24 protein-coding genes and 1 pseudogene are annotated in these 25,228 nt (G+C 71.5%); 12 read left to right on the forward strand and 13 right to left on the reverse strand.

From position 1 onward, the window contains the following. Window positions 1–10 precede the first annotated feature (10 nt). A complete protein-coding gene (locus ACIHIX_RS14180) occupies window positions 11–1,387 on the forward strand; it encodes a glycosyltransferase 87 family protein (protein ID WP_399955594.1) in 1,377 nt (458 codons plus the stop codon). An 11-nt stretch (window positions 1,388–1,398) separates the two neighbouring features. On the opposite strand, the pseudogene ACIHIX_RS14185 reads toward ACIHIX_RS14180, so the two are convergent. From ACIHIX_RS14185 to ACIHIX_RS14195, 3 genes and pseudogenes are all read right to left on the reverse strand, one after another. Further along, window positions 1,399–2,388, reverse strand: a pseudogene (locus ACIHIX_RS14185) (D-alanyl-D-alanine carboxypeptidase family protein); the annotation flags it as partial. Window positions 2,389–2,420: 32 nt separating this feature from the next. Further along, entirely contained in the window at window positions 2,421–3,551 is a 1,131-nt protein-coding gene (gene rho, locus ACIHIX_RS14190) for a transcription termination factor Rho (RefSeq protein WP_399954596.1), read from the reverse strand. Between the two features lie 238 nt (window positions 3,552–3,789). Continuing rightward, window positions 3,790–4,617 carry a class I SAM-dependent methyltransferase gene (locus ACIHIX_RS14195; RefSeq protein WP_399954598.1) on the reverse strand — a complete coding sequence of 276 codons (828 nt, stop codon included), beginning with the start codon at window positions 4,615–4,617 and terminating at the stop codon, window positions 3,790–3,792. Between the two features lie 117 nt (window positions 4,618–4,734). On the opposite strand from ACIHIX_RS14195, the gene ACIHIX_RS14200 reads away from it, so the two are divergent. Then, entirely contained in the window at window positions 4,735–5,655 is a 921-nt protein-coding gene (locus ACIHIX_RS14200; RefSeq protein WP_399954601.1) for a zinc-binding dehydrogenase, read from the forward strand. A 10-nt stretch (window positions 5,656–5,665) separates the two neighbouring features. On the opposite strand, the gene ACIHIX_RS14205 is transcribed toward ACIHIX_RS14200, so the two are convergent. Then, window positions 5,666–6,118: a MarR family winged helix-turn-helix transcriptional regulator gene (locus ACIHIX_RS14205; RefSeq protein WP_399954604.1), complete on the reverse strand. Its 453-nt coding sequence runs from the start codon at window positions 6,116–6,118 to the stop codon at window positions 5,666–5,668. A 106-nt stretch (window positions 6,119–6,224) separates the two neighbouring features. On the opposite strand from ACIHIX_RS14205, the gene ACIHIX_RS14210 reads away from it, so the two are divergent. From ACIHIX_RS14210 to ACIHIX_RS14225, 4 genes are all read left to right on the forward strand, one after another. Next, the gene (locus tag ACIHIX_RS14210; RefSeq protein ID WP_399954607.1) at window positions 6,225–7,052 is read left to right on the forward strand and encodes an alpha/beta fold hydrolase; all 828 of its coding nucleotides are present in this window, start codon (window positions 6,225–6,227) and stop codon (window positions 7,050–7,052) included. Between the two features lie 125 nt (window positions 7,053–7,177). Beyond that, window positions 7,178–7,948 (forward strand): SDR family NAD(P)-dependent oxidoreductase, encoded by a 771-nt coding sequence (locus tag ACIHIX_RS14215; protein ID WP_399954609.1) that lies wholly within the window; start codon window positions 7,178–7,180, stop codon window positions 7,946–7,948. A gap of 1 nt (window position 7,949) precedes the next feature. Continuing rightward, window positions 7,950–8,366 carry a VOC family protein gene (locus ACIHIX_RS14220; protein ID WP_399954611.1) on the forward strand — a complete coding sequence of 139 codons (417 nt, stop codon included), beginning with the start codon at window positions 7,950–7,952 and terminating at the stop codon, window positions 8,364–8,366. Continuing rightward, window positions 8,363–9,880 (forward strand): MFS transporter, encoded by a 1,518-nt coding sequence (locus ACIHIX_RS14225; protein ID WP_399954613.1) that lies wholly within the window; start codon window positions 8,363–8,365, stop codon window positions 9,878–9,880. Before ACIHIX_RS14220 ends, ACIHIX_RS14225 begins: the two co-directional genes overlap by 4 nt. Before the next feature lie 52 nt (window positions 9,881–9,932). Here ACIHIX_RS14225 and ACIHIX_RS14230 read toward each other — a convergent pair whose 3' ends face one another. The 8 genes from ACIHIX_RS14230 to ACIHIX_RS14265 form a co-directional block, all read right to left on the reverse strand. Continuing rightward, window positions 9,933–10,709 (reverse strand): SDR family NAD(P)-dependent oxidoreductase, encoded by a 777-nt coding sequence (locus tag ACIHIX_RS14230; protein WP_399954615.1) that lies wholly within the window; start codon window positions 10,707–10,709, stop codon window positions 9,933–9,935. 39 nt (window positions 10,710–10,748) lie between these two features. Continuing rightward, complete coding sequence (locus tag ACIHIX_RS14235; protein WP_399954617.1) at window positions 10,749–11,717, reverse strand: LysR family transcriptional regulator; 969 nt, start codon at window positions 11,715–11,717, stop codon at window positions 10,749–10,751. A gap of 131 nt (window positions 11,718–11,848) precedes the next feature. Beyond that, on the reverse strand, window positions 11,849–12,811 hold the full coding sequence (locus ACIHIX_RS14240) for a fumarylacetoacetate hydrolase family protein (RefSeq protein ID WP_399954619.1): 963 nt from the start codon (window positions 12,809–12,811) through the stop codon (window positions 11,849–11,851). 3 nt (window positions 12,812–12,814) lie between these two features. After that, complete coding sequence (locus ACIHIX_RS14245; RefSeq protein WP_399954621.1) at window positions 12,815–14,173, reverse strand: FAD-binding oxidoreductase; 1,359 nt, start codon at window positions 14,171–14,173, stop codon at window positions 12,815–12,817. An 8-nt stretch (window positions 14,174–14,181) separates the two neighbouring features. Then, window positions 14,182–15,150 carry a cyclase family protein gene (locus ACIHIX_RS14250; RefSeq protein ID WP_399954623.1) on the reverse strand — a complete coding sequence of 323 codons (969 nt, stop codon included), beginning with the start codon at window positions 15,148–15,150 and terminating at the stop codon, window positions 14,182–14,184. Beyond that, the gene (locus tag ACIHIX_RS14255; RefSeq protein WP_399954625.1) at window positions 15,147–16,151 is read right to left on the reverse strand and encodes an amidohydrolase family protein; all 1,005 of its coding nucleotides are present in this window, start codon (window positions 16,149–16,151) and stop codon (window positions 15,147–15,149) included. Before ACIHIX_RS14255 ends, ACIHIX_RS14250 begins: the two co-directional genes overlap by 4 nt. Further along, window positions 16,148–17,272: an FAD-dependent monooxygenase gene (locus ACIHIX_RS14260; protein WP_399954627.1), complete on the reverse strand. Its 1,125-nt coding sequence runs from the start codon at window positions 17,270–17,272 to the stop codon at window positions 16,148–16,150. The genes ACIHIX_RS14255 and ACIHIX_RS14260 overlap by 4 nt, the downstream gene beginning before the upstream one ends. Window positions 17,273–17,305: 33 nt before the next feature. After that, on the reverse strand, window positions 17,306–17,602 hold the full coding sequence (locus ACIHIX_RS14265; protein WP_399954629.1) for an antibiotic biosynthesis monooxygenase family protein: 297 nt from the start codon (window positions 17,600–17,602) through the stop codon (window positions 17,306–17,308). A gap of 246 nt (window positions 17,603–17,848) precedes the next feature. On the opposite strand from ACIHIX_RS14265, the gene ACIHIX_RS14270 reads away from it, so the two are divergent. The 5 genes from ACIHIX_RS14270 to ACIHIX_RS14290 all read left to right on the forward strand — a co-directional run bounded on the left by ACIHIX_RS14270 (window position 17,849) and on the right by ACIHIX_RS14290 (window position 23,956). Beyond that, window positions 17,849–18,805 carry a fumarylacetoacetate hydrolase family protein gene (locus tag ACIHIX_RS14270; RefSeq protein ID WP_399954631.1) on the forward strand — a complete coding sequence of 319 codons (957 nt, stop codon included), beginning with the start codon at window positions 17,849–17,851 and terminating at the stop codon, window positions 18,803–18,805. Next, a complete protein-coding gene (locus ACIHIX_RS14275) occupies window positions 18,802–19,737 on the forward strand; it encodes a VOC family protein (RefSeq protein WP_399954634.1) in 936 nt (311 codons plus the stop codon). The genes ACIHIX_RS14270 and ACIHIX_RS14275 overlap by 4 nt, the downstream gene beginning before the upstream one ends. 27 nt (window positions 19,738–19,764) lie before the next feature. Further along, on the forward strand, window positions 19,765–21,066 hold the full coding sequence (gene hisD, locus ACIHIX_RS14280) for a histidinol dehydrogenase (protein WP_399954637.1): 1,302 nt from the start codon (window positions 19,765–19,767) through the stop codon (window positions 21,064–21,066). Further along, window positions 21,063–21,827, forward strand: a complete 765-nt coding sequence (locus tag ACIHIX_RS14285) for an SDR family NAD(P)-dependent oxidoreductase (RefSeq protein ID WP_399954640.1) — start codon at window positions 21,063–21,065, stop codon at window positions 21,825–21,827. Before hisD ends, ACIHIX_RS14285 begins: the two co-directional genes overlap by 4 nt. Before the next feature lie 224 nt (window positions 21,828–22,051). Beyond that, window positions 22,052–23,956, forward strand: coding sequence for a hypothetical protein (locus ACIHIX_RS14290; RefSeq protein ID WP_399954644.1), 1,905 nt, complete (start codon window positions 22,052–22,054; stop codon window positions 23,954–23,956). 22 nt (window positions 23,957–23,978) lie between these two features. Here ACIHIX_RS14290 and ACIHIX_RS14295 read toward each other — a convergent pair whose 3' ends face one another. Then, window positions 23,979–24,377, reverse strand: a complete 399-nt coding sequence (locus ACIHIX_RS14295) for a nuclear transport factor 2 family protein (protein WP_399954647.1) — start codon at window positions 24,375–24,377, stop codon at window positions 23,979–23,981. 105 nt (window positions 24,378–24,482) lie between these two features. Between ACIHIX_RS14295 and ACIHIX_RS14300 the strand changes: the two genes are divergently transcribed. Beyond that, window positions 24,483–25,214, forward strand: coding sequence for a class I SAM-dependent methyltransferase (locus ACIHIX_RS14300; RefSeq protein ID WP_399954650.1), 732 nt, complete (start codon window positions 24,483–24,485; stop codon window positions 25,212–25,214). The last annotated feature ends 14 nt before the right edge of the window (window positions 25,215–25,228 follow it).

Below are 25,228 nucleotides of genomic sequence, written 5' to 3' on the forward strand. Positions count from 1 at the left end.
CCGGTACCGCTTGAACCCGCCCCGCACCGACCGCGGCCGACTGCTGCTGCTCCTCGCGCTCGCCACCGCCGTCACCGCGTTCACCGCGACCGTGCCCCTGCTGCGCGACTGGTTCGACCTGCGGGTCTACTACGGCACCGTCGACAGCTGGGTCCACCACGGCGGACGGATCTACGACTACCGGGTCCCCGGCACCACCTACGGCTTCACCTACCCGCCCTTCGCCGCCGTCGCGATGCTGCCGATGGCGCTGCTCCCGCTGTCCGCCGCGATCGCGGGGTCCGTGCTGCTCAACGTGGTGGCGCTGGTGTGGATCGGGCGGGTCCTCGCCGGACGGCGGCTCCGGTGGTTCGGCTGGTACGGCGCCGGCCTCGCCGTCTGCGGACTCGCGCTGTTCGAGCCGCTGCGGGACACGTTCAGCTTCGGGCAGGTCAACCTTCTGCTGCTCGCGCTTGTGCTGACGGACGCCTGGCTGCTGGCGACCGGCCGGGGGAGCCGGGCGGGGTGGGGCATCGGTCTGGCGGCGGCCGTCAAGCTGACCCCGGCCCTCTTCATCGGCCTCCTGCTGCTCGCCGGGCGCCGAAGGACCGCTGCCGTGGCGACGGCCGTCGCCGCCGGGGCCACCGCGCTGGCGGTCCGGGTGGCCCCGGACGCCTCGCGCTTCTACTGGACGGAGGCGATGTGGGACACGACGAGGGTGGGCCGCCTGGACTATGTCTCCAACCAGTCACTGCAAGGGATTCTGGCCCGCCTCGGGGAGCCGGACCGGGCGGCCTGGGCGGTGGCGGTCCTGCTGGTGCTGGTGGTGTGGGCGGTCCGCGCGCGACGGGCGGCCGGCGCGGGCGACTGGCCGGCGGCCTTCGCCCTCACCGGCCTGACCGCCTGTCTGGTCAGCCCCATCACCTGGGTGCACCACCTGGTGTGGCTGCTGCCGGCCCTCGCCGTGCTGGTCCGCGCGGGGCACCCGCGCGTGGCGGGCGCCCTGTACGCGGTGCTGTGCACCAGCGTGGTCTGGCTGTGGTTCGACGACGCGTCGGGCGTCGGCGGGTTCCTCGGCGGCAACACCTACACCTGGATCACGCTCGGGCTGCTGCTGTGGCTGCCGACCGGTCAACCGCGTGCGGCCCGCTTCCTCCTGCCGCGCAGGGCGAAGGCGACGACGGCCGCGCCGAGCGCGGACGACCCCACCACCACCCCGGCCCGCGTCCAGCCGGGCCCGCTGTCCGGCACGGGTGCGACGGCCGCGGGCAACGGTGCCGGTCCGGGGCGCGGTCTGGCGCGCAGGGCGTCCAGCGAGCCCACCGCGGCGACGTGCCCGGCCGCGCCGAACCCCCAGTCGAGCAGCTCCCGCGCCTCCTCGTACACGGCGAAGCCGCCGCCCGCCTGAGGGTTCATGACGGTGACGACGAGGGTGCGCCCGCCCCGCTTCGCGGCGGTGACCAGGGTGTTCCCGGCATGGCTCGTGTAGCCGTTCTTGATCCCGATCAGCCCGTCGTACGGTTCGACGCCGTCGGCGCCGGTGAGCAGGCGGTTGGTGTTCTGGATGGCGTACGACCAGCCGCCGCCCCCGGGGAACTGGGCAATGGCTGTGCGGCAGTACCGCGCGAAGTCGGGGTTGTGCAGCCCCGCCCGCCCGAACACGGCGAGATCGTAGGCGGACGAGACCTGGCCCGGCGTGTCGTACCCGTCGGGGGAGCGCACATGCGTGTCGAGGGCGCCCAGCGCCCGGGCCTTGGCCTGCATCCGGGTGGCCGTGGAGCGCCAGCCGCCGCTGAGTCCGGCCAGGACGTGCACGGCGTCGTTGCCGGAGTTGAGGAAGACCCCGCGCCACAGGTCGGCGACCTGGTACGTCTGGCCCTCGCGCACCCCGACCAGACTGCTGCCCTCGCCGACGTCCGCCAGCTCGTCGTCGCCGACCCGGTGCCGGATCCCCCCGGGCAGCAGCGGCAGCACCGTCAGCGCGAACAGCGTCTTGAGCGTGCTGGCCGGCGGCAGCCTGCGATGCGCGTCGTGCGCCGCGAGCACCTCCCCGCTGTCGGCGTCGGCCACGACCCAGGAGAGCGCGGAGACGTCCGGGACGCGCGGTGCCTCAGGGAGCGGCCGCACCTGGATGCCGGGCCGGTACAGCAGCCGCGGCTGCGGGGCGGAGGCCTGGGGCCCGCCGGGCGCGTCGGGGTCGGAGCCGGTGGACGCGACGGCCGAGGCGGGGGCCAGCACGAGCAGACTCGCCGTGCACAGCGCACAGGCCGACGCGACAGCCCGGGAAGGAAATCCGATGGTCATACCGCAAACGTAGAAACGGACCGGCGGTCCACGGCGCTGCCCGGGCCGGGACGGGGCACGCGAGCACCCGGACGGGGGATGGGCCACCGGCGGCTGTGAGGCCATGGCCGGCGTCGGCCGGACGCGTCGACGGCGCGTCAGGTCGTGGGCAGCGTCGGCTGGATGCGGTGCAGGAACGTGGCGTTGTCCGGGGTCTCGCGCATCCGGGACAGGAGGGTCTCCAGGCCGTCCTTGTCCCGCAGGGCCCGGCGCAGGCCACGTGCTGCGGTCAACTCGGCCGGGGGCAGGAGGAGTTCCTCGCGGCGGGTGCCGGAGGGATTGACGGCCACGGCCGGGAAGACACGGCGGGCGGCGAGTTCGCGATCGAGGCGGAGCTCCATGTTGCCGGTGCTCTTCAGCTCCTCGAAGAAGAAGTCGTCGGCACGGGAACCGGTCTCCACCAGGGCGGTGGCCAGGATGGTGAGCGAGCCGCCCTCCTCGGCCAGCCGGGCGGCGCCGAAGAAGCGCTTCGGGCCGATCAGCGCGGTCGCGTCCACGCCACCGCTGAGCGTGCGGCCACCGGCGGCGGCCGCGTTGTTGTGGGCCCGGCACAGCCGGGTCAGGGAGTCGAGCAGGATGACGACGTCCTCGCCCGCCTCGACGAGCCGCTTGGCCCGCTCGATGACGAGCTCGGCGAGGGCGATGTGCTGCCTGGGCGTCCGGTCGAAGGTGGAGGCGTACACCTCACCGCGTACGGAGCGCCGCATGTCGGTGACCTCCTCGGGGCGTTCGTCGAGGAGCACCACCATGAGACGGCACTCGGGGTGGTTGCCGGCGACGGCCGCCGCGATCTGCTGGAGCAGCACCGTCTTGCCGGTCTTCGGCGGTGCCACGATCAGCCCGCGCTGCCCCTTGCCGACGGGGGCGAGCAGGTCGGTGACGCGGCCGGTCAGGCCGGACGCGGGGTGTTCGAGGCGGATGCGCTCACGGGGGTGCAGCGGGGTCAGGTCGCCGAAGCGGCGACGGTTCTTGTCGGGGGTGCGGCCGTTGACCCGGGCGACCTCGGTGAGGGCGCGCTGGGTGCCGCGGACGCCGTCGACGAGGTCGCCCTTGCGCAGGCCGTGGCGGCGGATCAGCGCGGGGGAGACCTGGAGGTCGGCGGGCTGGGACAGCAGGTCGGCGGAGCGCAGATGGCCCTTGCCGCTCGCGTCGATGTCGAGGACGCCGGTGACGGCGCGGACCGGGGGTTCCTGCTGCTGGAGCGGGGGGTGTTCGAGAGTGGTGGTCATGGTGGTGGGTCCTTTCACGGACGTACGGCATGAGACATGCGGAAGGGAGAGAGGCCGCGAACGACAGGGAAGGCGGACACAGCGCCTTCGAGCGGCGGGAAACCGAACGGCGGATCTGACGATCACGACGATGCGGTGAGGAGAGGCCGGTACGACGACCGGCGAACTGTGGAGAGAACTGGCACCGGCGCCCACGACTGGGCGTACACAAGTGCTAGCAGGACCGTACCACGCCGGTTCAGCGGGTGGCGAGGAGTCCGTAGAGAAGCGGGATGCGCGGCTCGGGCAGACGCCACCAGCCGGACCCCGTGCGCTCCATGTGCGGCCAGCGCGGCCACGGCAGCTCGTCGCTCTCGGTGAGGCGCCGGACGGTCAGTCCTGCTCCCACCAACGCGTTGAGCACCTCGCTTATTCCGTGCATCCACTCGTAACTGTCCGTCGCCCCCTCGACGGCCGGGCCGTCGGTGTACGTGTGGGTCGCGTCCCGGTGCACGGCTCCGCCGCCGCCCAGGTAGTCGTGGCGCAGCAGCAGTTCGGGGCCTTCGCCCGGGCCGGGCTTGGGGCCCAGGGAGTTGAGGAGGGGATGGAACTCGACGAGGTACAACCGCCCGCCCGGCCGCAGGAGTTGACGAACCACATCCGCCCACCGCGCCAGGTCGGGCAGATAGCACAGTGCGCCCTTGCCGGTGTAGACGACGTCGAACCGCCGCCCGTCCAGGGCCTCCACGGCGTCGTACACGTCGGCCTGGACGTAGTCGACGTCGGCGCCGGCCTTCGCCGCGATGTCCCGTGCCGCCGCCACCGACGCCGCGGAGAAGTCGAGGCCGGTCGCGCGGGCGCCGCGCCGGGCGAAGGCGATCGTCTCCGTGCCCAGATGGCACTGGAGGTGGAGCACGTCGCGGCCGGAGAGGTCACCGAGGTCGGCCCACTCGAAGCCGGCGAACCAGCGGGCGGGGTCCAGATCCTCGTCGAGCCCGTAGAAGCGGCTGGCGAGATGGACGGGCGTGCGGGCGTCCCAGTTCGCCTGGTTGGCCCGCATGAACCGCGCGTGCTCGTCGGTGGTCATGACGCCATCCAACCCCGAACGGGCGGGGAACGGTGGGAAGAAGTCCGGATCGGCCGGGGTTGGCGTGGGCGTACGGCCCATGTCGACGAGAACCGACGTTGCCGAGAGGGGCACGCGATGCGCGCACTGATCGTGGACCATGAGGTACCCGGACGGCTGCGGCCTGGTGAGGTGCCCGACCCGGAACCCGGGCCGGACCAGCTGCTCGTGGAGGTGCGGCACACCTCCCTGAACGCCGCCGAGCTGTACTTCGCCGAGCATGGCGAGCCCGGCCAGGTGATCGGCTTCGACTCGGCCGGCGTCGTGGTGCGGGCCGCGGCGAACGGCGACGGGCCTCAGGTGGGAAGCCGGGTCGTGGGGTTCGGGGAGGGCGGCGGTTTCGCCGTGCTGCGCGCCCTGGACGTCGCCGACCTGGCCGTGGTCCCGGACGGGGTCGACCTCGGCGAGGCCGCCGCCCTGCCGGTCGCCGCGGGCACCGCCCTGCGCGCGCTGGAACAGGCGGGACCGCTGCTCGGCCGCCGGGTCCTGGTCACCGGCGCGTCCGGCGGGGTGGGCGGCTTCGCGGTGCAGCTCGCGGTGCTCGGCGGGGCGTACGTCATCGGTGTGGCCGGGGCCGAGGACGGACGCCGGTGGGTGCACGAGCTCGGGGCCGACGAGGCGGTGTCCGGCCCGGAGCGGGTGACAGGGCCGGTCGACATCGTCATCGACAACGTGGGTGGCGCCCAACTGGTCACCGCCTACGGTCTGTTGGCGTCAGGCGGCACCCTTCAGAGCGTGGGCTGGGCATCCGGCGGGGAGGCCGCGCTGCCGGTCGGCTCCACCCTGGGCAGCCCCGCGCCCCGGTCGATCGTCTCGGTCTACAACGGCGGCGGACTCACCGACCGCCGCGCGCAGTTGGACCGTCTGCTCGCCCTGGTCGCCGCCGGGAAGCTGCGGGTGCCGGTCGGCTGGCGGGGCCCGTGGGACAAGGTCGCCGACGCCGTGGCCGCGTTGAGCGAGCGCCGACTGCGGGGGAAGGCGGTGCTGGACGTGGGCTGAGCCGGCCCGGTCAGGGGCGCAGTCGGCCCAGCGACTGCGGGGAGAGGCGTCGGGCGAGCTGCTCCAGCAGGTGGACCGTGTCGGCGACGGCGACGGGGTCGTCGGTGCCGAGAGCGGCGCCGACCGCCTCGTCCACGGGCGCCGCGGCGACCTCCGCGCGGCGCCCGGTGACCTCGGGGTTCTGGCGCAGCAGCGAGCGTCGGCGGTCCGTCGGGTCGGTCGTGGTGAGCACCGAGCCGACCTCCTTCAGCCGGGCCACGCACCCGGAGACCGCGCTCTGCGGCAGACCGGTGCGGGTGGCGACCTCGCCGACCGTGGTGTCGGGGTGGGCGTAGACGTCGAGCATCACGATCAGCATGGAACGCGTGCTGGTGGCCTGCTTGCCGATGCCGTCGGTGGGGATGGCCTCCTCGCCGATCTTCATCAGGGTCCGGCCGAGGAGGAAGAGTTCCGCTCCGTTCATGGAGAGAGGTTACATCCGATCTGATGCATCAGTATTGATGCATCAGAAATGATGGATTAGCTTTGGTGGCGTCACCGCGTCCGACCACCTCTCGAAGGAGCCCGCCATGTCCGCACTCCTGCACGTCCCCGGAGCCGTACTCCACTACGAAGTCCGTGGCGCCGGGCCGCTGTTGCTCGTCGGGCAGAGCGGCGAAGGCGACGCCGACCGCAGTGTCGCGATGGTCGACCACCTCGTCGACACCTGCACCGTGGTGACGTACGACCGTCGCGGTCTGAGCCGCAGCGTCCTCGACGACCCGGCGGCCGGTGCCACGCTCGACCAGCACGTGGACGACGTCCATCGACTGCTCGCCCATCTCACCGACGAGCCCGCCCTGATGGCCGGTTGCAGCATGGGTGCGGTCATCGGACTGCGGCTCGCGCGGCGCCACCCCGGGCAGCTGGCCACGCTCGTGGCCCACGAGCCCGCCATCCCCGGCCTGCTGCCCGAAGCCGAACGGCAGCACGCCCAGGCCGAGTTGGACGAGATGTGCCACGCCTACCGCGAGCACGGCTGGCTCGCCGGAGTGAAGAAGATCGGCGAGATACTCGGTATCGACCCGGCACGGCAGCAGAGCGAACCCGGCGCCCGGCTCGCCCCGTTGGACGCGTCGCGTGAGCCGAACTTCACCTTCTTCTTCGAGTACGACGCCCCGACCATGCGCAACGCCGAACTGGACGCCGACGACCTCGCCGCACTCAAGGCAGGCCCCGTCCGCATCGTGCCCGCGGCCGGGCTCGCCACCCCCAAGGACGTCTTCGACCACCGCTGCGCCGAGGAACTGGCCGCCGGACTCGGCGCGCCCCTCGCGCAACTCCCCGGCGGTCACAACGGCAACATCACCCACCCGAGGGGCTTTGCCGAGGCCCTGCGGCCGCTGCTGGCCGGCTGAGCCGCATACCAGCCATACGAACCCCCGATGGCGATTCGCCGACGCATTTCTTGTTCTGGCCAAACCCCCTCCCTACGCTGCCACCACCGCACTTCGGCGGGACGGAACAAGGGGCTTGGACAATCATGGGTCGACTGGCGGGAAAAATCGCCTTCATCAGCGGAACGGGAGCCGGAATCGGCCGCGCGGCCGCTCAGGTATTCGCGGCTGAGGGCGCGCTGGTATTCGGCTGTGACATTGACGAGGACGGCGCGGCCGAAACCGTGGAAACGGTCGAGAAGGCCGGGGGAGTCATGCGCTCCCTCGCCCCCGTCGACCTGTCCATCGAAGCCGGGGCGCGCGAGTGGATCGACGCCGGGATCGAGGCTTTCGGCGGGATCGACATCCTTTACAACAACGCCTCCGCGCTGCGGAACGGCCCGTTCGAGACGATGCCGGCCGATGACTGGTACTTCACCATCAAGAACGAGCTCGACATCCCGTACTTCTGCACACAGGCCGCCTGGCCGCACCTGATCGCCCGCGGCGGGGGAGCCGTCCTCAACGTGGCGTCGGTGGCCGCCGTACGCGGCGCCCCGTTCATGCCGATGGTGCCGCACGGCGCCGCCAAGGGCGGGGTGCTGGCGATGAGCAAGCACCTGTGCGCGGCCGGCGCCCCCCATCACATCCGCGTCAACACCATCGCCCCCGGCATGACCCGGACCTCCGCCACCGCGCCCTTCCTCGACGACCCGGACGGCCCGAGGGGCCGGCTGGAGGCGCGGATCCCGGTCGGCCGGGTCGGTGAGCCGGAGGACATCGCGCGGGCCGCCGCCTTCCTCTGCTCCGACGAGGCGGCCTTCGTCAACGGCGCGAACCTCATGGTCGACGGCGGCGACAGCGCGATGGCGGGCTGACGTGGACGTGCGCTTCGACCACGTGGGCGTCAACGTACGGGACCTCGACGCCCAAACCGCCTGGTACAAGAGTGCGTTCGGGCTGAAGCCGGTCTTCGAGTTCCACCTCGAAGGCCCCGGCCTCAGCGGCGTCGTCCTGGAGCATCCGCACGGCTGGCGCCTCGAACTGCTGGCCCGCCCGGACTCCCGACCGGGCCTCAAGGCCCCCGACCCGATCACCGCCGTCCTCACCGAGGGATACGGCCACTTCGCGGTCACCACCCCTGAACTCGACCCCGTCCACGCGGCCCTGGTGGCCCATGGAGCGGGCGAGGCCGTCGCACCGGGACCGTCCCCCGAGCCCGGAGTGCGCATGGCCTGGGTCACCGACCCCGAGGGAAATCTCATCGAACTCATAGAGCGACGGAGTACGGAATGACAAGCGTGCTGAAAAGACTCGACAGGGGAACCCTCATAGCCTGCTGTCTGGCCGTGGCCGCCGCACAGCTGTGCATTACCGTGCCCTCGCCCATCAACGGCGAAATACAGGCCGCATTCGGCGCCTCCGGTTCTCAGGTGGCATGGGTGACGTCCGCCTTCATTCTGCCCACCGCGATTCTCGAGCTGAATTTCGGTGTGGTGGGAGACCTGTTCGGCCGTAAAAGGCTTCTGGTGCTCGGTGGATTCGTCCTCGCACTCGGTGAGCTGCTGAACGCGACCTCCCAGAACATCGAGATGCTGTGGATCGGCCAGGCCCTGGCCGGTATCGGTGCCGCCGCGCTCTTCCCCAGTTCCCTCGCGGTGATCGCGGCCGCCACCCCGGACGAGAAGGACCGGGCGAAGGCCGTCTCCACCTGGGCGCTGAGCATTTCCCTCGCCTCGGCCGTCGGCCCGCTGTCCTCCGGTGTGCTCGCCACCGTCGCCGACTTCCGCTGGGCGTTCGTACCGCCGGTCGTCCTCGGACTGATCGTCGGCGTCTCCAGCTGGTTCCTGGTCACCGACTCCAAGGCCCCCGAGGGCCGCGCCCTGGACTGGCCCGGCCAGATCACCGTAGCCGTCGGTCTGACCGCTCTGCTCTGGGGCATCATCGAGGGCGGCGAGCGCGGCTGGAGCAGCCCGGCGATCGTCGGCACCCTGTCCCTCGCCGCGGTGGCCCTGGCCGCCTTCGTCGTCGTGGAGAAGCGCGCCGACTCGCCCATGTTCAACTTCGACCTGCTGAAGATCCCGTCGTTCGCGGCGGCGGCCGTGGTGGCGCTGGCCGGCATGTTCGGCTTCATCGGCACCGCCTACTGCGTGTCCATCCGGCTCGGCGCGGTCATGCACCTCAGCGCGCTCAAGGCCGGAATGCCGTTCGTGATCCTTCAGCTGATCCCGCTGCTCCTCGCGCCCGTCCTGAGCCGGATGCTCACCCGGGTGGAGCCGCGCCTGCTGCTGGTCGGCGGACTGCTGCCGATGGCCGCCGGTCAGTTCTGGATCGCCGCCCTGCCCATCACCACCACCTCCCTGGCCGCCTTCATCGGCCCGGTGCTGCTGCTCGGCATCGGCTTCATCTGCGTGGTGTCCTCGCTCACCTCGGCCGCCGTCAACGCCGTACCGCTCAACATGACCGGCATGGCCTCCGGCGCGACCAGCCTGGTCCGCGAGTTCGGCCAGGGTCTCGGCCCCGCCGTGATCAGCACGGTCGCGATGAGCCTCGCGTCCTCGGCTCTGGTGGGCAAGCTGTCCGGAGCGGACGCGGGCATGGAGGCGGCGGCAGGACCGCTGGCCGTCGTCAACGCCGGCAGCGACAGCGCCCGCGCCGCCGCCCAGGACGCCCTCGCCCACGGCATGGCCGTCGGCGTGGTCATCTGCGGCTGCGCCTCCCTGCTCGGCGCGGTGGTCACCCTGCTGCTGGTCCGCAAGAACAGCGCCCGCTCGACGGTCGACGCGGCGGTGCAGCCCGCGGCCGTCTGACCGACAGACAGCGAGAAGGGGCCGGGGCGACAAGCCCCGGCCCCTTCGCGTGTCACGCGCCCGGTGCGTCCAGCGCGTTCGTGATCGCCTTCACCCCGCCGTGCGCCGCGTACCCGCCGTCGACCGTGATCTCCGCGCCGTTCACGTACGACGACTCGTCCGACAGCAGATAGACCACCAGCGGCGCCACCTCGTCGACCCTGCCCGGACGTCCCTGCGGGGTCATCGCCAGATGGGCCTCGACGAACACCGGGTTCGCGGTGGCCATCAGGGGCGTCTCGATGTAGCCGGGGTGGATGACATTGGTACGGATGCCGCGGGGCGCCAGCTCCAGCGCCGCCACCTTGGACAGTCCGCGCAGGGCCCACTTGCTGGCCGTGTAGGCGACCGCGTGGTGCGCGGTGAGCCCGGCCACCGAGCCGACGTTGACGATGGCGGAGCCCGGCGGCATCAGCGGGGTCAGGGCCTGGATGCCGAGGAGGGCGCCCGTGGTGTTGACCGCGAACGCCCTCTCCCAGTCGGCGAGGTCCACCTCGCCGAGGCGGGCCCGCATCGGGATGCCCGCGTTGTTCACCAGCCCGTGCACGACGTCGAGGCCGCCCCTGAGGGCGGCCCAGTCGTCCGGCGAGGACACGTCCAGATGGTGGTAGCGGACGTCGAGGCCGTCGGCGCGCAGGGCCGCGGCGAGCTTCTCGCCCGGCTCGTCCAGGACGTCGGTCGCGACGACCGTGGCGCCCGCCCGGGCGGCCGCCGTCACCTCCGCGGCTCCCTGGCCCTGTGCGGCTCCGGTGACGACGACGGTACGGCCCTGAAGACGCGTTCGGCTCACGGCTCCTCCTGCGGTGGTTCGGGATGTCTCCCGTCCACGCTAGGAAGCGACGGTCAGCTCCGGAAACGCGTGTTCACCATGGCTGTCATCCACGGCGGCGATCTCCTCGCAGAGCGAGGCGCCGATCCGCCGGACCGTCTCCCGGAGCCAGCGATGCGCCGGGTCGGAGTGCCGGTTGTGGTGCCAGTACATGGCCTCCACCAGCGGTACGTCCGGGAACGGCGTCGGTACGACGGCACACCGCGCGAAGGACTCGTAGCGCCGGGCCAGCCGCTCGGGCACCAGGGTGACCAGATCGGTCCCGCCGACCAGGAACGGCAGCACGTTGAAGCCGGGGGTGCTGACCTGCACCTTCGGCGTGATGCCGAGGGTCTCCAGCTGGCGGTCGGCGGGCGTCAGCTTGCCGATGGCGCACGCCGCGTGCGGCATCTCCGCCAGGTCGCGCAGGGTGAGCCGGCCGTCGACCAGACGGGGGTTGTCGGGGTCGACCAGACACACGAACCGGTCGTGCATCACCGTCTCGCTGACCCCCGGCAACTGGTAGCCGAGCGGCACGATCATCAGATCGTGGCAGCGCAGATGCGTCTCGGTCTCCAGCTGCCCGACGACGATCGGGTGGAAGTCGATACGGACCCCCGGCGCCTCCTCGGCGATGACCCGCAGCAGGGGCTCCACGAGCACCGTCATCACATAGTCGGACATCACCACCGAGAACCGCTGCCGACTGCGGGTCGGGTCGAAGTGCCTGGTCAGCGACAGGGCCTCCGCCGCCTTGTGCAGGGAGGACTGGACGACGGGCAGCAGCCGCTCGGCCAGCGGGGTCAGCTCGTACTCCCGGCCCACCCGCACCAGCAGCTCGTCGTTGAAGTGCCGGCGCAGCCGGGCCAGCGAGCCGCTCATCGCGGACTGGCTGGTGGACAGGCGCACACCGGCGTGCGTGACGTTCTTCTCCTCCAGGAGTGCTTCCAGTGCCACCAGAAGATTGAGATCGATCGCTCCGAGTCCCACGGATGCCCCTTCCGGCCGCGTCTTTGAAGCCTGGTTCCGGAGCGTAGACAACGCTCCGCCCCCGAGGAAGAGCTCGGGGGCGAACTCACAGGGATGCGATAAGAACCATGTGAGCGGTGAATACGTGCAGGTCAGCCGTGGGCTAGGGGGCGCGGCGTCCGGCCGCGCCTGCGGGCCCGGGGCAGATACACGTCACAGCGCCCCGGCACGATCCGGTTGCTGAGCGTGCCCAGCCGCTCCACGCTCAGCGTCACCTCGTCGCCCGGCTTCAGGGGTGGCGGCGTCCGTTCCCCGAGGCGCCCCCAGAACTCGGCGAGCGCGCCCCAGCCGCACGTGCCGGACCCGAGGACGTCCCCCGGGCGGACCCAGGCGTCCCGGGAGGCGTAGGCGACCATCTCCTCGAACGTCCAGGACATGTGGGCGAGGCTGTCCCGGCCGATGAGCTCCCCGTTGAGGGTGACCGTCATCGCCAGGTCGAGGAACCCGTCGGCGTCCCGCCGGTCCGCCACCTCGTCGGCGGTGACCAGGTACGGGCCGAGCGTGTTGGCGAAGTCCTTGCCCTTGGAGAAGCCGAGCCCCAGCTGCTTCTCCGGCTTCTGGAGGTCCCGCGCCGACCAGTCGTTGAAGACCAGGTAGCCCACGATGTGCTCCCGGGCCTGCTCCGGCGTGAGATCACGCCCGGCGCGTCCGATCACCGCGCCGACCTCCAGCTCGAAGTCGAGCACCGAGCATCCGGCGGGGATCGGCACGTCGTCGTCCGGGCCGTACCCCGCGTGGGGGTTGGTGAAGTAGAACGCGGGCGCCCGGTACCACTCCTCCGGTACGTGCTCAAGCCCGTCCAGCGACTTCGACACGCCCTCGATGTGCGCCTCGAAGCCGACGAAGTCCCGGATGGACGGCGGCTTGAGGGGAGGCAGCAGCCGTACCTGATCGACCGTCAACGCGCTGGCCCGGCGCAGAGCTTCATCGCCCACACTGTGCAGTGCCTCGCCCTCGATCAGCTCCAGCACACTCGCCGGCAGCGGATGGACCACCCCGTCCCGCACCACACCGGCGTGCTCCACGCCCTCGTACTCGTATGTCGCGAAACGCATCGCTCACTGCTCCCAGTGGTTGGAGTTGGTGACGGTCCCGGCGCTCAGATGGCCGGCGAAGAGGTCCTTCGGGTCCCGTGCGGCCCGGATCTCCTGGAGCCGCCGCCACTGGGCGTCGCCCATGAACCTCAACTGCCGCACGGTGAAGTCGGAGTCGCCCAGGTACTGGCCCGCGGTCACCGGCCGCATGGCCGCCATCGCCCCGTCCAGCCAGGTGCGCAGCTCCGCGTCGCGCTCGGGCTCGTCGTGGACGACGTAGGTGGCGCAGTAGATCTCCGACTGCAAGGAGAAGGCCATGTCGGGGAGTGGGCGGAGCGGTGCCATGGAGAACCAGATGGTGAAGGTCTGTCGGGTGGGGTGCTCGGTGAACGCCCTGCGGATCGCCGGGACGACGTCCTCCGCCGGGCCGGTCAGCCAGGCGTTGTCGACGAGATAGCGGTGGCCCTCGGGGTTGGCGGTGCGCTGGCCGTCCAACTGCTCGGCGAGTGTCGTGGGTTGAGCCTCGACGCGGAACAGGGCGCGGTCCGCGTACGGGTTGGCGTGCAGCGGAGCCAGGGCCTCGGCGGCCTCTTCCGGGGTGTCCGTCATCGACACGCCCGTCACCAGCAGCACCGGCCCGTCCAGGTCGGGCGGGGTCTGGGTGAGGGCGACGATCTCGACCAGGTCCGAGACCGTGTGGTGCATGCCGTGCAGCCAGGTCATGACCTCGTCGAAGAGGTCCAGCGGGTAGGCGTGCACGGTGTGGGCCAGATGTCGCGGCAGGGGGCGGGTGCGCAGATGGAAGCGGGTGACCACGCCGAAGAAGCCGGGCCCGGCGCCGCGGGCCGCCCAGTAGAGGTCGCTGTTCCGCGTCTCGTCGGCGCGCACCAGCTCGCCCTCGGCGGTGACGACGTCGATCGCGACGATGTTCTCCGCCGCCCAGCCCCAGCCCCGCGCGTTCCAGCCCTGCCCGCCCTGGAGCAGGAAGCCGCCGATGCCGACGGAGGGGCAGTGCCCGCCGTTGAAGAAGCGGCCGAACTCGCCGAGGTACGGGTTGAGTTCGTCGCCGCCCTTGACGCTGGGCGTCGCCGTCACGATCCCAGTGTGCGGGTCGTACACCATCTCGCGGAAGTGACCGAGGTCGATGAGCAGCGCGTTGCGGCGCACCGACCAGGCGGCCCAGCTGTGGCCGCCGGAGCGGACGGCGACCTGCCAGCCGCGTTCCAGCGCGAGCCGTACGCCCTCCACGACGTCCTGCTCGGTGTGCGCTTCGAGGACGGCGGCGGGCAGTCGGTCGGCGGGGCGGCGGGCGTTGAAGACGCGGCCGAGGCAGACCTCCTCGAAGTCGGGGTCGTCGGGGAGGTGGAGCGTCCCGGTGAACATGTTCGTCCTCACTTCACGGCGATCGGGTTGACGGGCGCGCCCACCGCGCCGGTCACCGGCAGCGGGGCGGCGACCAGCAGGAACTCGTGGACACCGTCGGCCGCGCAGTCCTCGGCGAGCGCCTCCAGGTCCCACATCTCGCCCAGCGGCAACCCCATGTTGGGGATCGCGATCTGATGCAGCGGGGACATCGCCGGCTCGGGGAACTCGTACGGGCGGACCTCCAGGCCCCAGGTGTCGGAGGCGATCGCGGCGATCTCGGTGCGGTGCAGCCAGCCGAGGGTGGTGAAGGACAGGCCGGGCGCGTCACCGGCCGCGTAGGTGCCCCACCCGCCGAGGCGTCGCACCCGGCCGAGCTGGCCGGTACGGACGAGGACCAGGTCGCCGCGGCGGACCGTGGACGTGGCGCCCTGCGCCTCGATGGTGGCGCGCAGATGCTCCTCCAGGATGGGGAAGCCGTCCGGGAGTTCGCCGTTCGCGTCGCCGACCGCGCGGCCCACGTCGAGCAGGACACCGCGCCCGGTGAAGGCGTCCCGCATGTGCTCGATGCCGGTGACGGAGTCCCCGTCGCCGTTGACGATGGTGCACGGGCGGCCGTTCCAGGCCCGCTTGTTGTCGTAGATGTGGCCCAACCCGTCCCACTGGGTGGAGGCCTGGAGGGGCATCACGACGTGGTCGTCGGCGCCGCCGAAGCCGTGCGGGAAGCCCTGCGTCCCGGCCGCCGCGTCGGAGCCGGTGTCCTTCATGTAGTGGACCGGGTTGATCCGGCCGCGGAAGCCGCGCTGCGGACCGTCCTCGTTGAACTCCAGCGCCAGGGAGAAGGGCCGTCCGCGTCGGACCAGACCGGCCGCGTGGGCGCGGATCGCGTCGTCGATGAAGTTGAGCGTGCCGAGCACGTCGTCCTCACCCCAGCGCCCCCAGTTCCGGTAAGCGGCACGGGCTTTGGCCAGCTCCTCCTCGATCGGTCCCAGAGTCATCGCGTACGTCCTTTCAGCAGCAGGTCGAGGGCGTTGCCCCCGGCGACGGCGGCCCGGTCGGCCGGGGAGAGGCCGGCGGCGTCAAGGCGGGCCACCGGATCGTCGACGCCCATGTCGAAGGGGTGGTCGGTGCCGAGGACGACCCGGTCGGCGCCCACCTCCTCGACCAGGTGGCGCAGGGCGCGCGGGGTGTAGACGAGCGCGTCGAACCACATGCGGCGCAGATAGGCGCTGGGCGGCTCGGCACAGCCGCGCGCGTCCCGCCGTACCCGCCACGCGTGGTCGGAGCGTGCGATGTACGTCGGCAGATAGCCGCCGCCGTGCGCGGCGACCAGCTTCAGCCTGGGGAAGCGGTCGAGGACGCCGGTGAAGATCAGATGGGAGAGGGCGACCGCGGTCTCGACCGGCTGGCCGACCGTGTTGCCCAGGTAGTGGGTGGCGAGCCGGGCGCCGAGGGAGCAGCCCCACGGGTGGACGAACACGACCGCGCCCAGCTCCTCGGCCTTGTGCCACACGGGGTCGTGGACGGGGTCGGCGAGTTCGCGGCCGTCGACGGTGGTGGACACGCTGACCCCGTACAGACCGTGCTCGGTGACGGCCCGGTCGAGGAGGGCGACCGCCAGGTCGGGGTGCTGGAGGGGGATCGTGCCGAGCCCGTACAGCCGGTCCGGGGCCTCGGCGCAGTGCGCGGCGACGGCCTCGTTGGTGGTGCGGGCGAGGTCGAGGGCCAGGTCCGGGCCGGCCCAGTAGTGGTGCATCGGCATCGGGCCGACCACCTGGACGTCGACTCCCATCGCGTCGAGGTCGGCGAGGCGCGCCCCGATGTCCGTCAACCGCCGGGAAAGACCCTGGAGTTGGGCCTGGTTCACCGCCAGCGACTCGGGGGAGTGGGCGCGCTGCTCCGCCGCCAGCTCGGCGGCCAGCCCCGGTGTGCCGGCGACCAGGGCGTCGGCGGCCGGGACCGCGAGATGGCCGTGGAAGTCGACGACCGGCGTGCTCATGCCGCCGCCGTCAGCGACTGAAGGGTCTCCGACATGATGCGGGCCGGGTCGGCGCCCGGTGTGCCCGGGTGGATCTCCCACTCGGCGAGGCGCAGCGAGTTCTCCAGGACCATCCGCACCCGGGGCAGCCGCCGGGTCATGAACTCGCCCAGGGCCCGCTCCACCGGCTGCTCCCCGGTGACCAGCTCCGCGAGCAGCACCGCGTCCTCCATGCACATCGCGGCGCCCTGCGCGATCAGCGGCGGGCAGGCGTGCGCGGCGTCGCCGACCACCATCACCCGGCCCCGGTGCCACGGCTCGTCGACGAGGACCGCCTCGATCCAGCGGTAGTCCACCGCGGTGTCGTCGGGCAGCGAGGCGACGACCTCGCCCCACAGACCGCCGTAGCCGGCGCCGCGCTCGCGCAGCAGTGCCAGCGGGGCGCGCGGGCCGACGAGGGAGGCGTCCAGGTTCTCGTCGAGGAGGTAGGCGTAGCACTGGTCGGGGGAGATGGGGCTGTAGCCGGCCTTGAAGCGGGGGCCGCCGTAGTACACCTCGGCGCAGTCCATCTGCGGCGGGCGGTGTCCGACGACGCGGAAGATGGACATCCCGACGGGGTGGGGCTTCGTCCCGATGCCGATGAGGCCGCGCATCGCCGAGTTGATGCCGTCGGCGCCCACCACCAGGTCGTAGCGCCCCGTCGAGCCGTCCGTGAAGGTGACGTCCACGTGGTCGGCGGACTGGTCGAGCCGCTCGACGCTCAGGCCCAGCCGGACGGTGACGCCATGGTCGTACACGGCGTCGCACAGCGCGTTCTGGAGGTCGGAGCGCAGGGCACCGGCCGTCGACGGCAGGTCGGGGCCGCCTGTGTGCGGGGTGTCCAGCTGGACGATCAGCCCGCCGTCGGCGCGGCGCAGCCGCATGATGTCGAAGGGCACCGCCCGCCTGAGCACCCGGTCCAGCACCCCCACCGAGCGCAGCGCCTTGAGCGCGTTGCCCTGCACGGTGATGCCGTGTCCCACCCCGAACCACTGGGGCGAGATCTCGACGAGCTCGACGTCGGCGCCGCGCTGGGCGAGCGCCAGGGACAGCACGCTTCCGGTGATGCCGCCGCCGACGACGAGCACCTTGTGTACGGGCATGGGGGATCCTTGCGAACGTGGGAAGGGACGGGGTCAGCGCGGGCTGACTTGGTGGTAGTGCGCGACGGCCGGCGGCTCGGCGAAGAACGGTCCGACCAGCGCGCGCCACCGCTGGAACCGCTCGGACTCCCGGAAGCCCGTCATATGGGCCTCGACGGACTCCCAGCCGACCAGCAGCAGGAACACCCGCGGTCGTTCCTCGCAGCGCAGCAGCTCGGCCCACCGGAATCCGTCGGCCTCGGCCAGCACCAGCCGCGCCTTGCCGAAGACCTCCTGGAACTCCTCCTCCCGGCCGGCCTCGACGGTCAGCCGGGCATGCTCGACGACCATGGCGATCTCCTTGCTTCAGGGGTGCTCCGAGCCTGGTCGGCGGGGTGTGCGCGGTCAACGGATCGAGGCATCGGCAAGGGGGACGTCATGCATCCCGTACGGCGATGGAGGCGCAGCTCAGCGCGGACGCGGGCCGGTGATGGCAGGCATCGTGAACGGCCATTTCCGCCGCGCCCGCGACATGCCTAGCGTCGAAGCCGAGCCGTCACCGTTCCCACGACTCCCGTCCCGACCTGGAGAGCGCCCGTGCCCGATCCCCTGCCCACCCACGCCGGACCGTTCGCCCTCGGCACGTTCCGCTTCGCCGCCGAGCCCTTCCCCGGCCTGGTCACCGGCGCCCGAGTGCGCGACCTCTCCGACCTGGTGCCGTCCACCAGGGCTCTCGTCGAGCACTGGGACCACTGGCTGCCCCGGCTCGGCGACCTGGCCGACGGCACCTGGTACGACCTCGCCGACCTGGAGGTCCTCGCTCCGATCGAGCCGGGCCAGATCCTGCAGAGCGGCGCCAACTACCGCAAGCACGTGGTCGATCTGGTCGCCGCCGAGAAGGAGAGCGTGCACGGCGCCACCCCCGAGGAGGCGCGCGCCGACGCCGAGCAGATGATGGACGAGCGGATACGTCAGGGCGTGCCGTACGTCTTCCTGGGCTCGCCGCGCGCGATGTGCGGCCCCTACGACGACATCGTCCTGCCCGCACTCGGCGAGCAGCACGACTGGGAGCTCGAACTCGCCCTCGTCATAGGGAAGTCGGGCCGGAACATCCCCGCCGCCGAGGCCATGGCGTACGTCGCCGCGTACACGATCTGCAACGACCTCACCACCCGCGACCGCCTCTACCGGCCCGACCTCAAGGCCATCGGCACCGACTGGTTCACCGCCAAGAACGCCGACACCTTCCTGCCGACCGGCCCCTTCCTGATCCCGGCGGCCTTCGTCGGCGACCCCGCCGACCTGCGGATCACCCTGCGCCACAACGGAGTCGTCCGGCAGGACGAGTCGACCAAGGACATGATCTTCGACATCCCCCGGCTGATCGCCTACGTCTCCACGACGACCACCCTGCGCCCCGGCGACCTGCTGCTCACCGGCTCACCGGCCGGAAACGGCGCCCACTGGGGCGTCTTCCTCACCCCTGGTGACGTCGTCGAGGCGGAGATCACGGGCCTCGGCCACCAGCGCAACACCGTCAGGAGCCACGCATGAGCTTCCAGCCCATCACCCATCTGCGCCATGTCGACCTGGCCGTACCGGACTTCGCGAAACAGCGCGCCTTCTACGGCGGCACCTGGGGGCTGACGGAGGTCGCGGGCGACAGCGGGATCGCCTTCTTCGCCGCGGAGGGCAGCCCCGAGCAGTACGTCGTCCGCATCCGCGAGGACCAGCGCAAGCGGATGGACCTGGTCGCCTTCGGAGCCGTGTCACCGGCCGCCGTGGACGAACTCCATGTCCGGCTCGGCCGTGCCGGGGTCCGACTCATCGATGAGCCGGGGGTGTTGGACACGCCGGGCGGCGGCTACGGCTTCCGGTTCTTCGACCCGGACGGCCGGGTCGTGGAGGTGTCCGCCGACGTCGCCACCCGTACCCACCGCAAGATCGAGGAGCGCGAGGCGATCCCCGTACGGCTCTCGCACTGCGTGGTCAACTCCCAGGACCCGGCAGGCCTCAGGGACTTCTACGTCGAGCACCTGGGCTTCCGGCTCACCGACACCCTGTACTCCACGCACATGGGCGACCTCATGTACTTCCTGCGGTGCAGTCCCCTGCACCACTCCTTCGCCATCGCCCGCGGCCCCCATGTCTCCCTGCACCACGCCTCGTTCGAGATGCGCGGCGTCGAGGAGTACATGCGCGGCACCGGACGCGCGCTGCGCGCCGGGACCCGGCTCACCTGGGGGCCGGGGCGGCATCTCGCGGGCGACAACACCTTCTCCTACTTCCACGACCCGCACGGCAACACGGTGGAGTACACCACCGAACTGGCCGTCCTCGAAGAGGACCTGTGGCACCCCGGCCGCCATGACGTGGACGACCCGATCACCCAGGACCAGTGGGGCACCGCCGACCCGATGAGCGAGTCGGTCGCCGAGGAGCAGTTCAACGACCCCGACGTGCTCTTCGTGGCCCCGCCCGTCTGAACAACCATCAGCAGAAAGGCCGCAGTTGTGGCAGAGATCCTGAAGCACGCCGTCCCCAAGGCAGAGGTGGCCGCCTCCCTCGACCAGGTGCGCGAGACCGTCGAGGGCGTCATCGCGGACATCCGCGAGCGCGGCGACGAGGCCGTGCGGGAGTACTCCGAGAAGTTCGACGACTGGAGCCCCGGTTCCTTCCGGCTCTCCGCCGAGGAGGTGGAGAAGATCGTCGCGTCGGTGCCGGAACAGGTCATCGCCGACATCCGGTTCGTGCAGGACCAGGTCCGCGCCTTCGCCCGCCGGCAGTTGGACTCCATGGGGGAGTTCGAGGTGGAGACCCTGCCGGGCGTGCGGCTCGGCCAGAAGCACATCCCCGTGCAGGCGGCCGGCGCCTACATCCCGGGCGGCCGTTACCCGCTCACCGCGTCCGCCCACATGACCATCGTCACCGCCAAGGTCGCGGGCGTGCCCCGGGTCGTCGCGTGCACGCCGCCGATCCGCGGGGAGATACCGGCCGCCACGGTCGCCGCGATGCACCTCGCCGGCGCCGACGAGATCTGGCTCCTCGGCGGGGTCCAGGCCGTCGCCGCGATGGCCGTCGGCACCGACTCCATGCAGCCGGTGAACCTCATCGCCGGGCCCGGCAACGCCTATGTCGCCGAGGCCAAGCGGCAGTTGTTCGGGGAGATCGGCATCGACCTGTTCGCCGGGCCGACCGAGATCCTCGTGCTCGCCGACGACGACGCCGACCCGTTCGTCTGCGCGGTCGACCTCCTCTCGCAGGCCGAGCACGGCCCCGACTCCCCGGCCGTCCTCATCACCACCTCCCGCGAGGTCGCCGAGAAGACGATCGCCGAGGTCGAGCGGCTCCTGCCCGGCATGCCGACCCGTGACTACGCGGAACCCGCCTGGCGCGACCACGGCCAGGTGCACGTCGTCGACACGATCGAGGAACTGTACGCACTGGCCGACGAGTTCGCCTTCGAGCACGTCGAGGTGCTGACCGCCGAGCCGCGTCTGGCGCTGGAACGCATGACCCAGTACGGCGCCCTGTTCCTCGGCGAGGGCACCTGTGTCTCCTTCGGTGACAAGGTCATCGGCACCAACCACGTCCTGCCGACCCGGGGCGCGGCCCGCTACACCGGTGGGCTGTGGGTGGGGAAGTACCTCAAGACGGTGACGTACCAGGAGGTCACCGACACCGGGTCCAGGGCGCTGCTCGGCCGGCTGTGCGGGCGCGCCTCCCGGGTGGAGCTGTTCGAGGGGCACGCCCGCTCCGGCGACGTACGGGCCGCGAAGGCCGCCGGTGACGCGCTGCCCTGGAACACCGAGTGAGCCTGCACGGGCGTACCGCCCTGGTCACCGGCGGGGGAGGGCCGTTGGGACGGGCGTTCGCGCGCGCCCTCGCGGACGCCGGGGCCGCTCGGATCGTCCTCGTCGGGCGCAGTGAGCGGGCACTGAAGGAGGCGGCCGAGCTCATGGGCGAGGTCGCGCGGACGGCCGTGTGCGATGTCTCCGACCCGGACTCCGTACGCGCCCTGGCCGACGAAGTCGCTGACGAGTACGTGTCGTTGCTCGTCAACAACGCCGGTGTCGCAGGACCCGTGAAGCCGCTTGTCGACATCGCGCCGGACGAGTGGGACGACGTGTTCGCCGCCAACGTCCGCGGCGTGTACCTCATGTGCCGCGCCTTCCTGCCGCCGATGATCGAGGCAGGCCGGGGTGACATCGTCAACGTCGCCTCGGTCAGCGGGAAGCGGCCGCTGCTGAACCGCACCCCGTACGCCGCCTCCAAGATGGCGCTGCTCGGCCTGACCCGCACCCTGGCCGGGGAGGTGGGGCCGCGGGGCGTCGCGGTCAACTCCCTCTCCCCGGGGCCGGTTCGCGGGCCGCGCATGGATCGCAACTTCCGCCTCACGGCCCAACTCACCGGCTGCACGGTCGAGGAGGCCGAACGCGACTTCACCTCCCGGTCCGCGCTCGGCCGGCTGGTGGAGGAGCACGAGGTCGCTCAGGCCCTGGTGGCGATGCTGGCCATGCCAGGGCTCTGCGGGGCCGACATCGACCTGTCGGCGGGGATGGTCGCGCCCGCGTGAGGGGCAGCTGTCGCCACCCTGTGTGATCGCCATGAAGTGGGCCGTGCGATCTGAGGCATCGGGTTCCAGGATGTCTCCGCACGGCCCCTATTGCCTGTTGAGGCAGGCTGCTTCACTCCTTCCAGCGCACCGCAAGGTGCCCTCGCCCAGGCCGTCGTGACCATCTGCCGACGGTGGGCCATCACGCTGCGCGACGGCGCACTCGAACCCTCGGAAGGCAAGCAATGACGCTGATCACCCGACGCTCGGTCCTGATCGCCGGTACGGCCACGGCCGGCGCCGTCCTGCTCCCGACGGCCACCGCCACGGCCGGTACGTCGACGAGGACCGGCCAGAAGATCACGGTCGCCTCCGGAGAGACCTACGAACTCTCCACCACGACCCGCGTGACCGAGTTGTCCATCGCCGAGGGCGGCATCATCGCCGCCCCCGACGGGCACAGCCTCTCCCTGACCGTCGACGGCGTCGAGACCGGCCAGGCCCTGACCGAGACGGGCGGCACCGCGACCCTCATCAAGTCCGGCACCTACCGTGGTGACGTCGTCCTCACGGTCACCGAGGCCAACGACATCACCTACGAGACCCTGACCTTCCCCTTCCGGCAGGCCGTGTACGTGGACGCCGACGGAGTCGACCGCGACAAGTCCGTCCTGACGGCCGTGCAGGGCGGCAAGCTCACCGACACCCTCGCGAAGAGTGTGTCGATCACGTCCACGGGTGAGTGCTTCGACGGCGTGTTCGTCCAGGACGCCGCCTACACGCTGCGGAACCCGACCATCTCCCTGACCGGCAACGGCCGTTGCGACTTCGCCGGCTACGGCGCCGCGGTCGTCGGCGACGGCTCCGGCACCAAACTGGTGGTGGACGGCGCCCGGATCGACACCAAGGGCGTGGTCCGTACGACCGTCATCGCCAACGACGGCGCCAACGTGGTCGTGAAGAACTCCCGCCTGCGCGCCCGCAACGGCGTCCTGCCGGCCGACTACCAGGCCACCGTCGAGACCCCGTACATGCAGTCCGTGCCGTGGATGCTGGGCCTCGACGGCAACGTCCGCGCCACCAACCTCATCGGGGCGGGCACCAAGGCGACGTACATCAACTCCACCGTCTTCTCGGAGACCTGGGGTGCCCTGTCGGTCGAGGGCGGCAAGGCGCTGAAGCTGACCGTGCTGGGCAGTCACATCGGCAACACCGGCGACTACGGCTACGGCACCTACGCCATCGGCGACGCGACCGTACGGGTCCTGGGCTCCCGGTTCGACGTCGGCTCCTACGCGACGATCATCGCGGGCCCGGCCGCCGTGGTGCACTACGGCGACAGCACCCGGACGGCCGTGGCCGCGCTCAACGACGAACTCGAACTGGGGCTGTCCAGCGCCGAGTTGAAGAGTGTTCCGGTCACCAACACCGTCGTGAACTCGGGCCGCTTCGGCTACATGTTCTTCGGCGCCGGCACTCTGACCCTCGACGGCGGCACGGTCATCAACTCCGAGCGCGCCACCTTCCTCAACAAGGGCCAGCAGACCGCGATCACCGTCGACGGTTCCGAGGGGGCGAGGCTCAACCCGGCGGACGGGATCATCCTCCAGATGATCGAGCTGGACGACCCGGGCCCGGTCATGACCGACGGCAAGATGCTCAACACCGGCGTCTACACCGAACCCACGACCGACCCGACGACGGACACCACCTTCGACGTCACGACCGCCCACTCCACCGACGGCGCCGCCACCTTCACCTCCATCAAGCTGAAGGGCGACTTCTACAACGGCATGCGCAAGGGCAAGAACATGGTCCTCACCTTCGAGGACGCCACCGTCGAGGGCGTCATCTCCGCTACCCGGACCAAGCACCGCGTCCCGACGATCGACGCCTCGACCTACTACGAGCTGGGCATCGTGACCAACACCGTCCAGCCGGCCGTCAACAACGGCGTCGTGGTGTCGCTGGGCAGCGGCTCCACCTGGACGGTCACCGGAACGTCGTACGTCACCGCCCTCACCGTCGCCGCCGACGCCGCGGTCAAGGCGCCGCGCGGCAAGTCCCTCACCGTGACGGTCGACGGCACGGCCACGACCGTCACACCGGGCCGGACGTACACCGGCGCCGTCACGCTCACCGTCGCCTAGGAAGGCGGAGCGGGCGCGGCCGTCACGTCAGCCGCGCCCGGGCCTCCTTCTCGATCTGTTCGAACTGGGCGCCCATGGCCTCCGCCAAGGCCTGGGCGCCCGAGAGCGGGCGGACCATGACCATGAACTCGTCGATCAGACCGTCCTCGTTCACATGCAGGAAGTCGCAGCCGGTGAGCTCGCGGTCGCCGACCCGCGCGGTGAAGACGAGCGCGTGGTTCTCGCCGTCCGTCCCCTCGATCTCACGCACGTAGCGGAAGTCCTCGAAGACCCGCGACACCCCGCGCAGGATCGCGGCCGTGATCGCCTTGCCCGGGTACGGCTTGAAGACCACCGGGCTGGTGAACACCACGTCCTCCGCCAGCAGCGCCTCGACGGCATCGAAGTCCCATGCCTCGACGGCCTCACGGAAAGCGCGCATCCGACCTCATCTCATAGTCAATTTGTTGAGTAGGTGTGGATGAGGCTAGACCCCGATCGACCGCATGTCCATGGGGGCAGGCCGGTGCTCGCCTAAGCTGACGCGATGTTCAGCCCCGAAGGCCCGAGCCTGCGCGAACTCGCCGTCCAGGCCCTGTCGTCCGTGGAACACGGCTACGACCTGTTCGCCCCGAAGTTCGACCACACGCCCTTCCGCACCCCCGACTCCGTGCTGGACTCCGTCGCGAAGGCGCTGGCCCGCGGCGGCCGCTTCGACGCCGGCCTCGATCTGTGCTGCGGCACGGGTGCCGGCGTGGAGGTGCTCGCGCGGGTCTGCCGGCAGAGCGTCACCGGCGTCGACTTCAGTGCGGGGATGCTGGCCGTGGCACGCGACCGCGTACGGCCCCGCGACGCCGGCCCGCGGGTCGACTGGGTGCGCGGGGACGCCAGGGCCCTGCCGTTCGGCCCCGCCTTCGACCTCGTCGTCAGCTTCGGGGCCTTCGGGCACTTCCTGCCGCGCGAGCTTCCGGGGCTCTTCGGTCAGGTCCGCTCCGTGCTGCGGCCGGGAGGTCGCTTCGTCTTCCCGGTGGTCGCGCCGCCCCGCCCCCTGTCGCTCGGCTACTGGATGCTGCTGGGCTTCGACCTGGTCATGCGGGTGCGCAACGCGGTGTGGCGACCTCCGTTCGTCATGTACTACCGGGCCTTCCGGCTGGGGGAGGTGCGCCGGGAACTGGAGGCCACCGGGTTCCGTGTCGACCTGGCGGCCCTGCCGGAGTTCGGGCGGCGCGGCGACGGGAGCCCGCGCGTGCGCATGGTGGTGGCGAGCCTGCCGCGCTGAGGGGCGGGGGCCGG

Origin of the sequence: Streptomyces sp. NPDC051913 (assembly GCF_044593635.1) — a bacterium.
Taxonomy (GTDB): Bacteria; Actinomycetota; Actinomycetes; order Streptomycetales; family Streptomycetaceae; genus Streptomyces.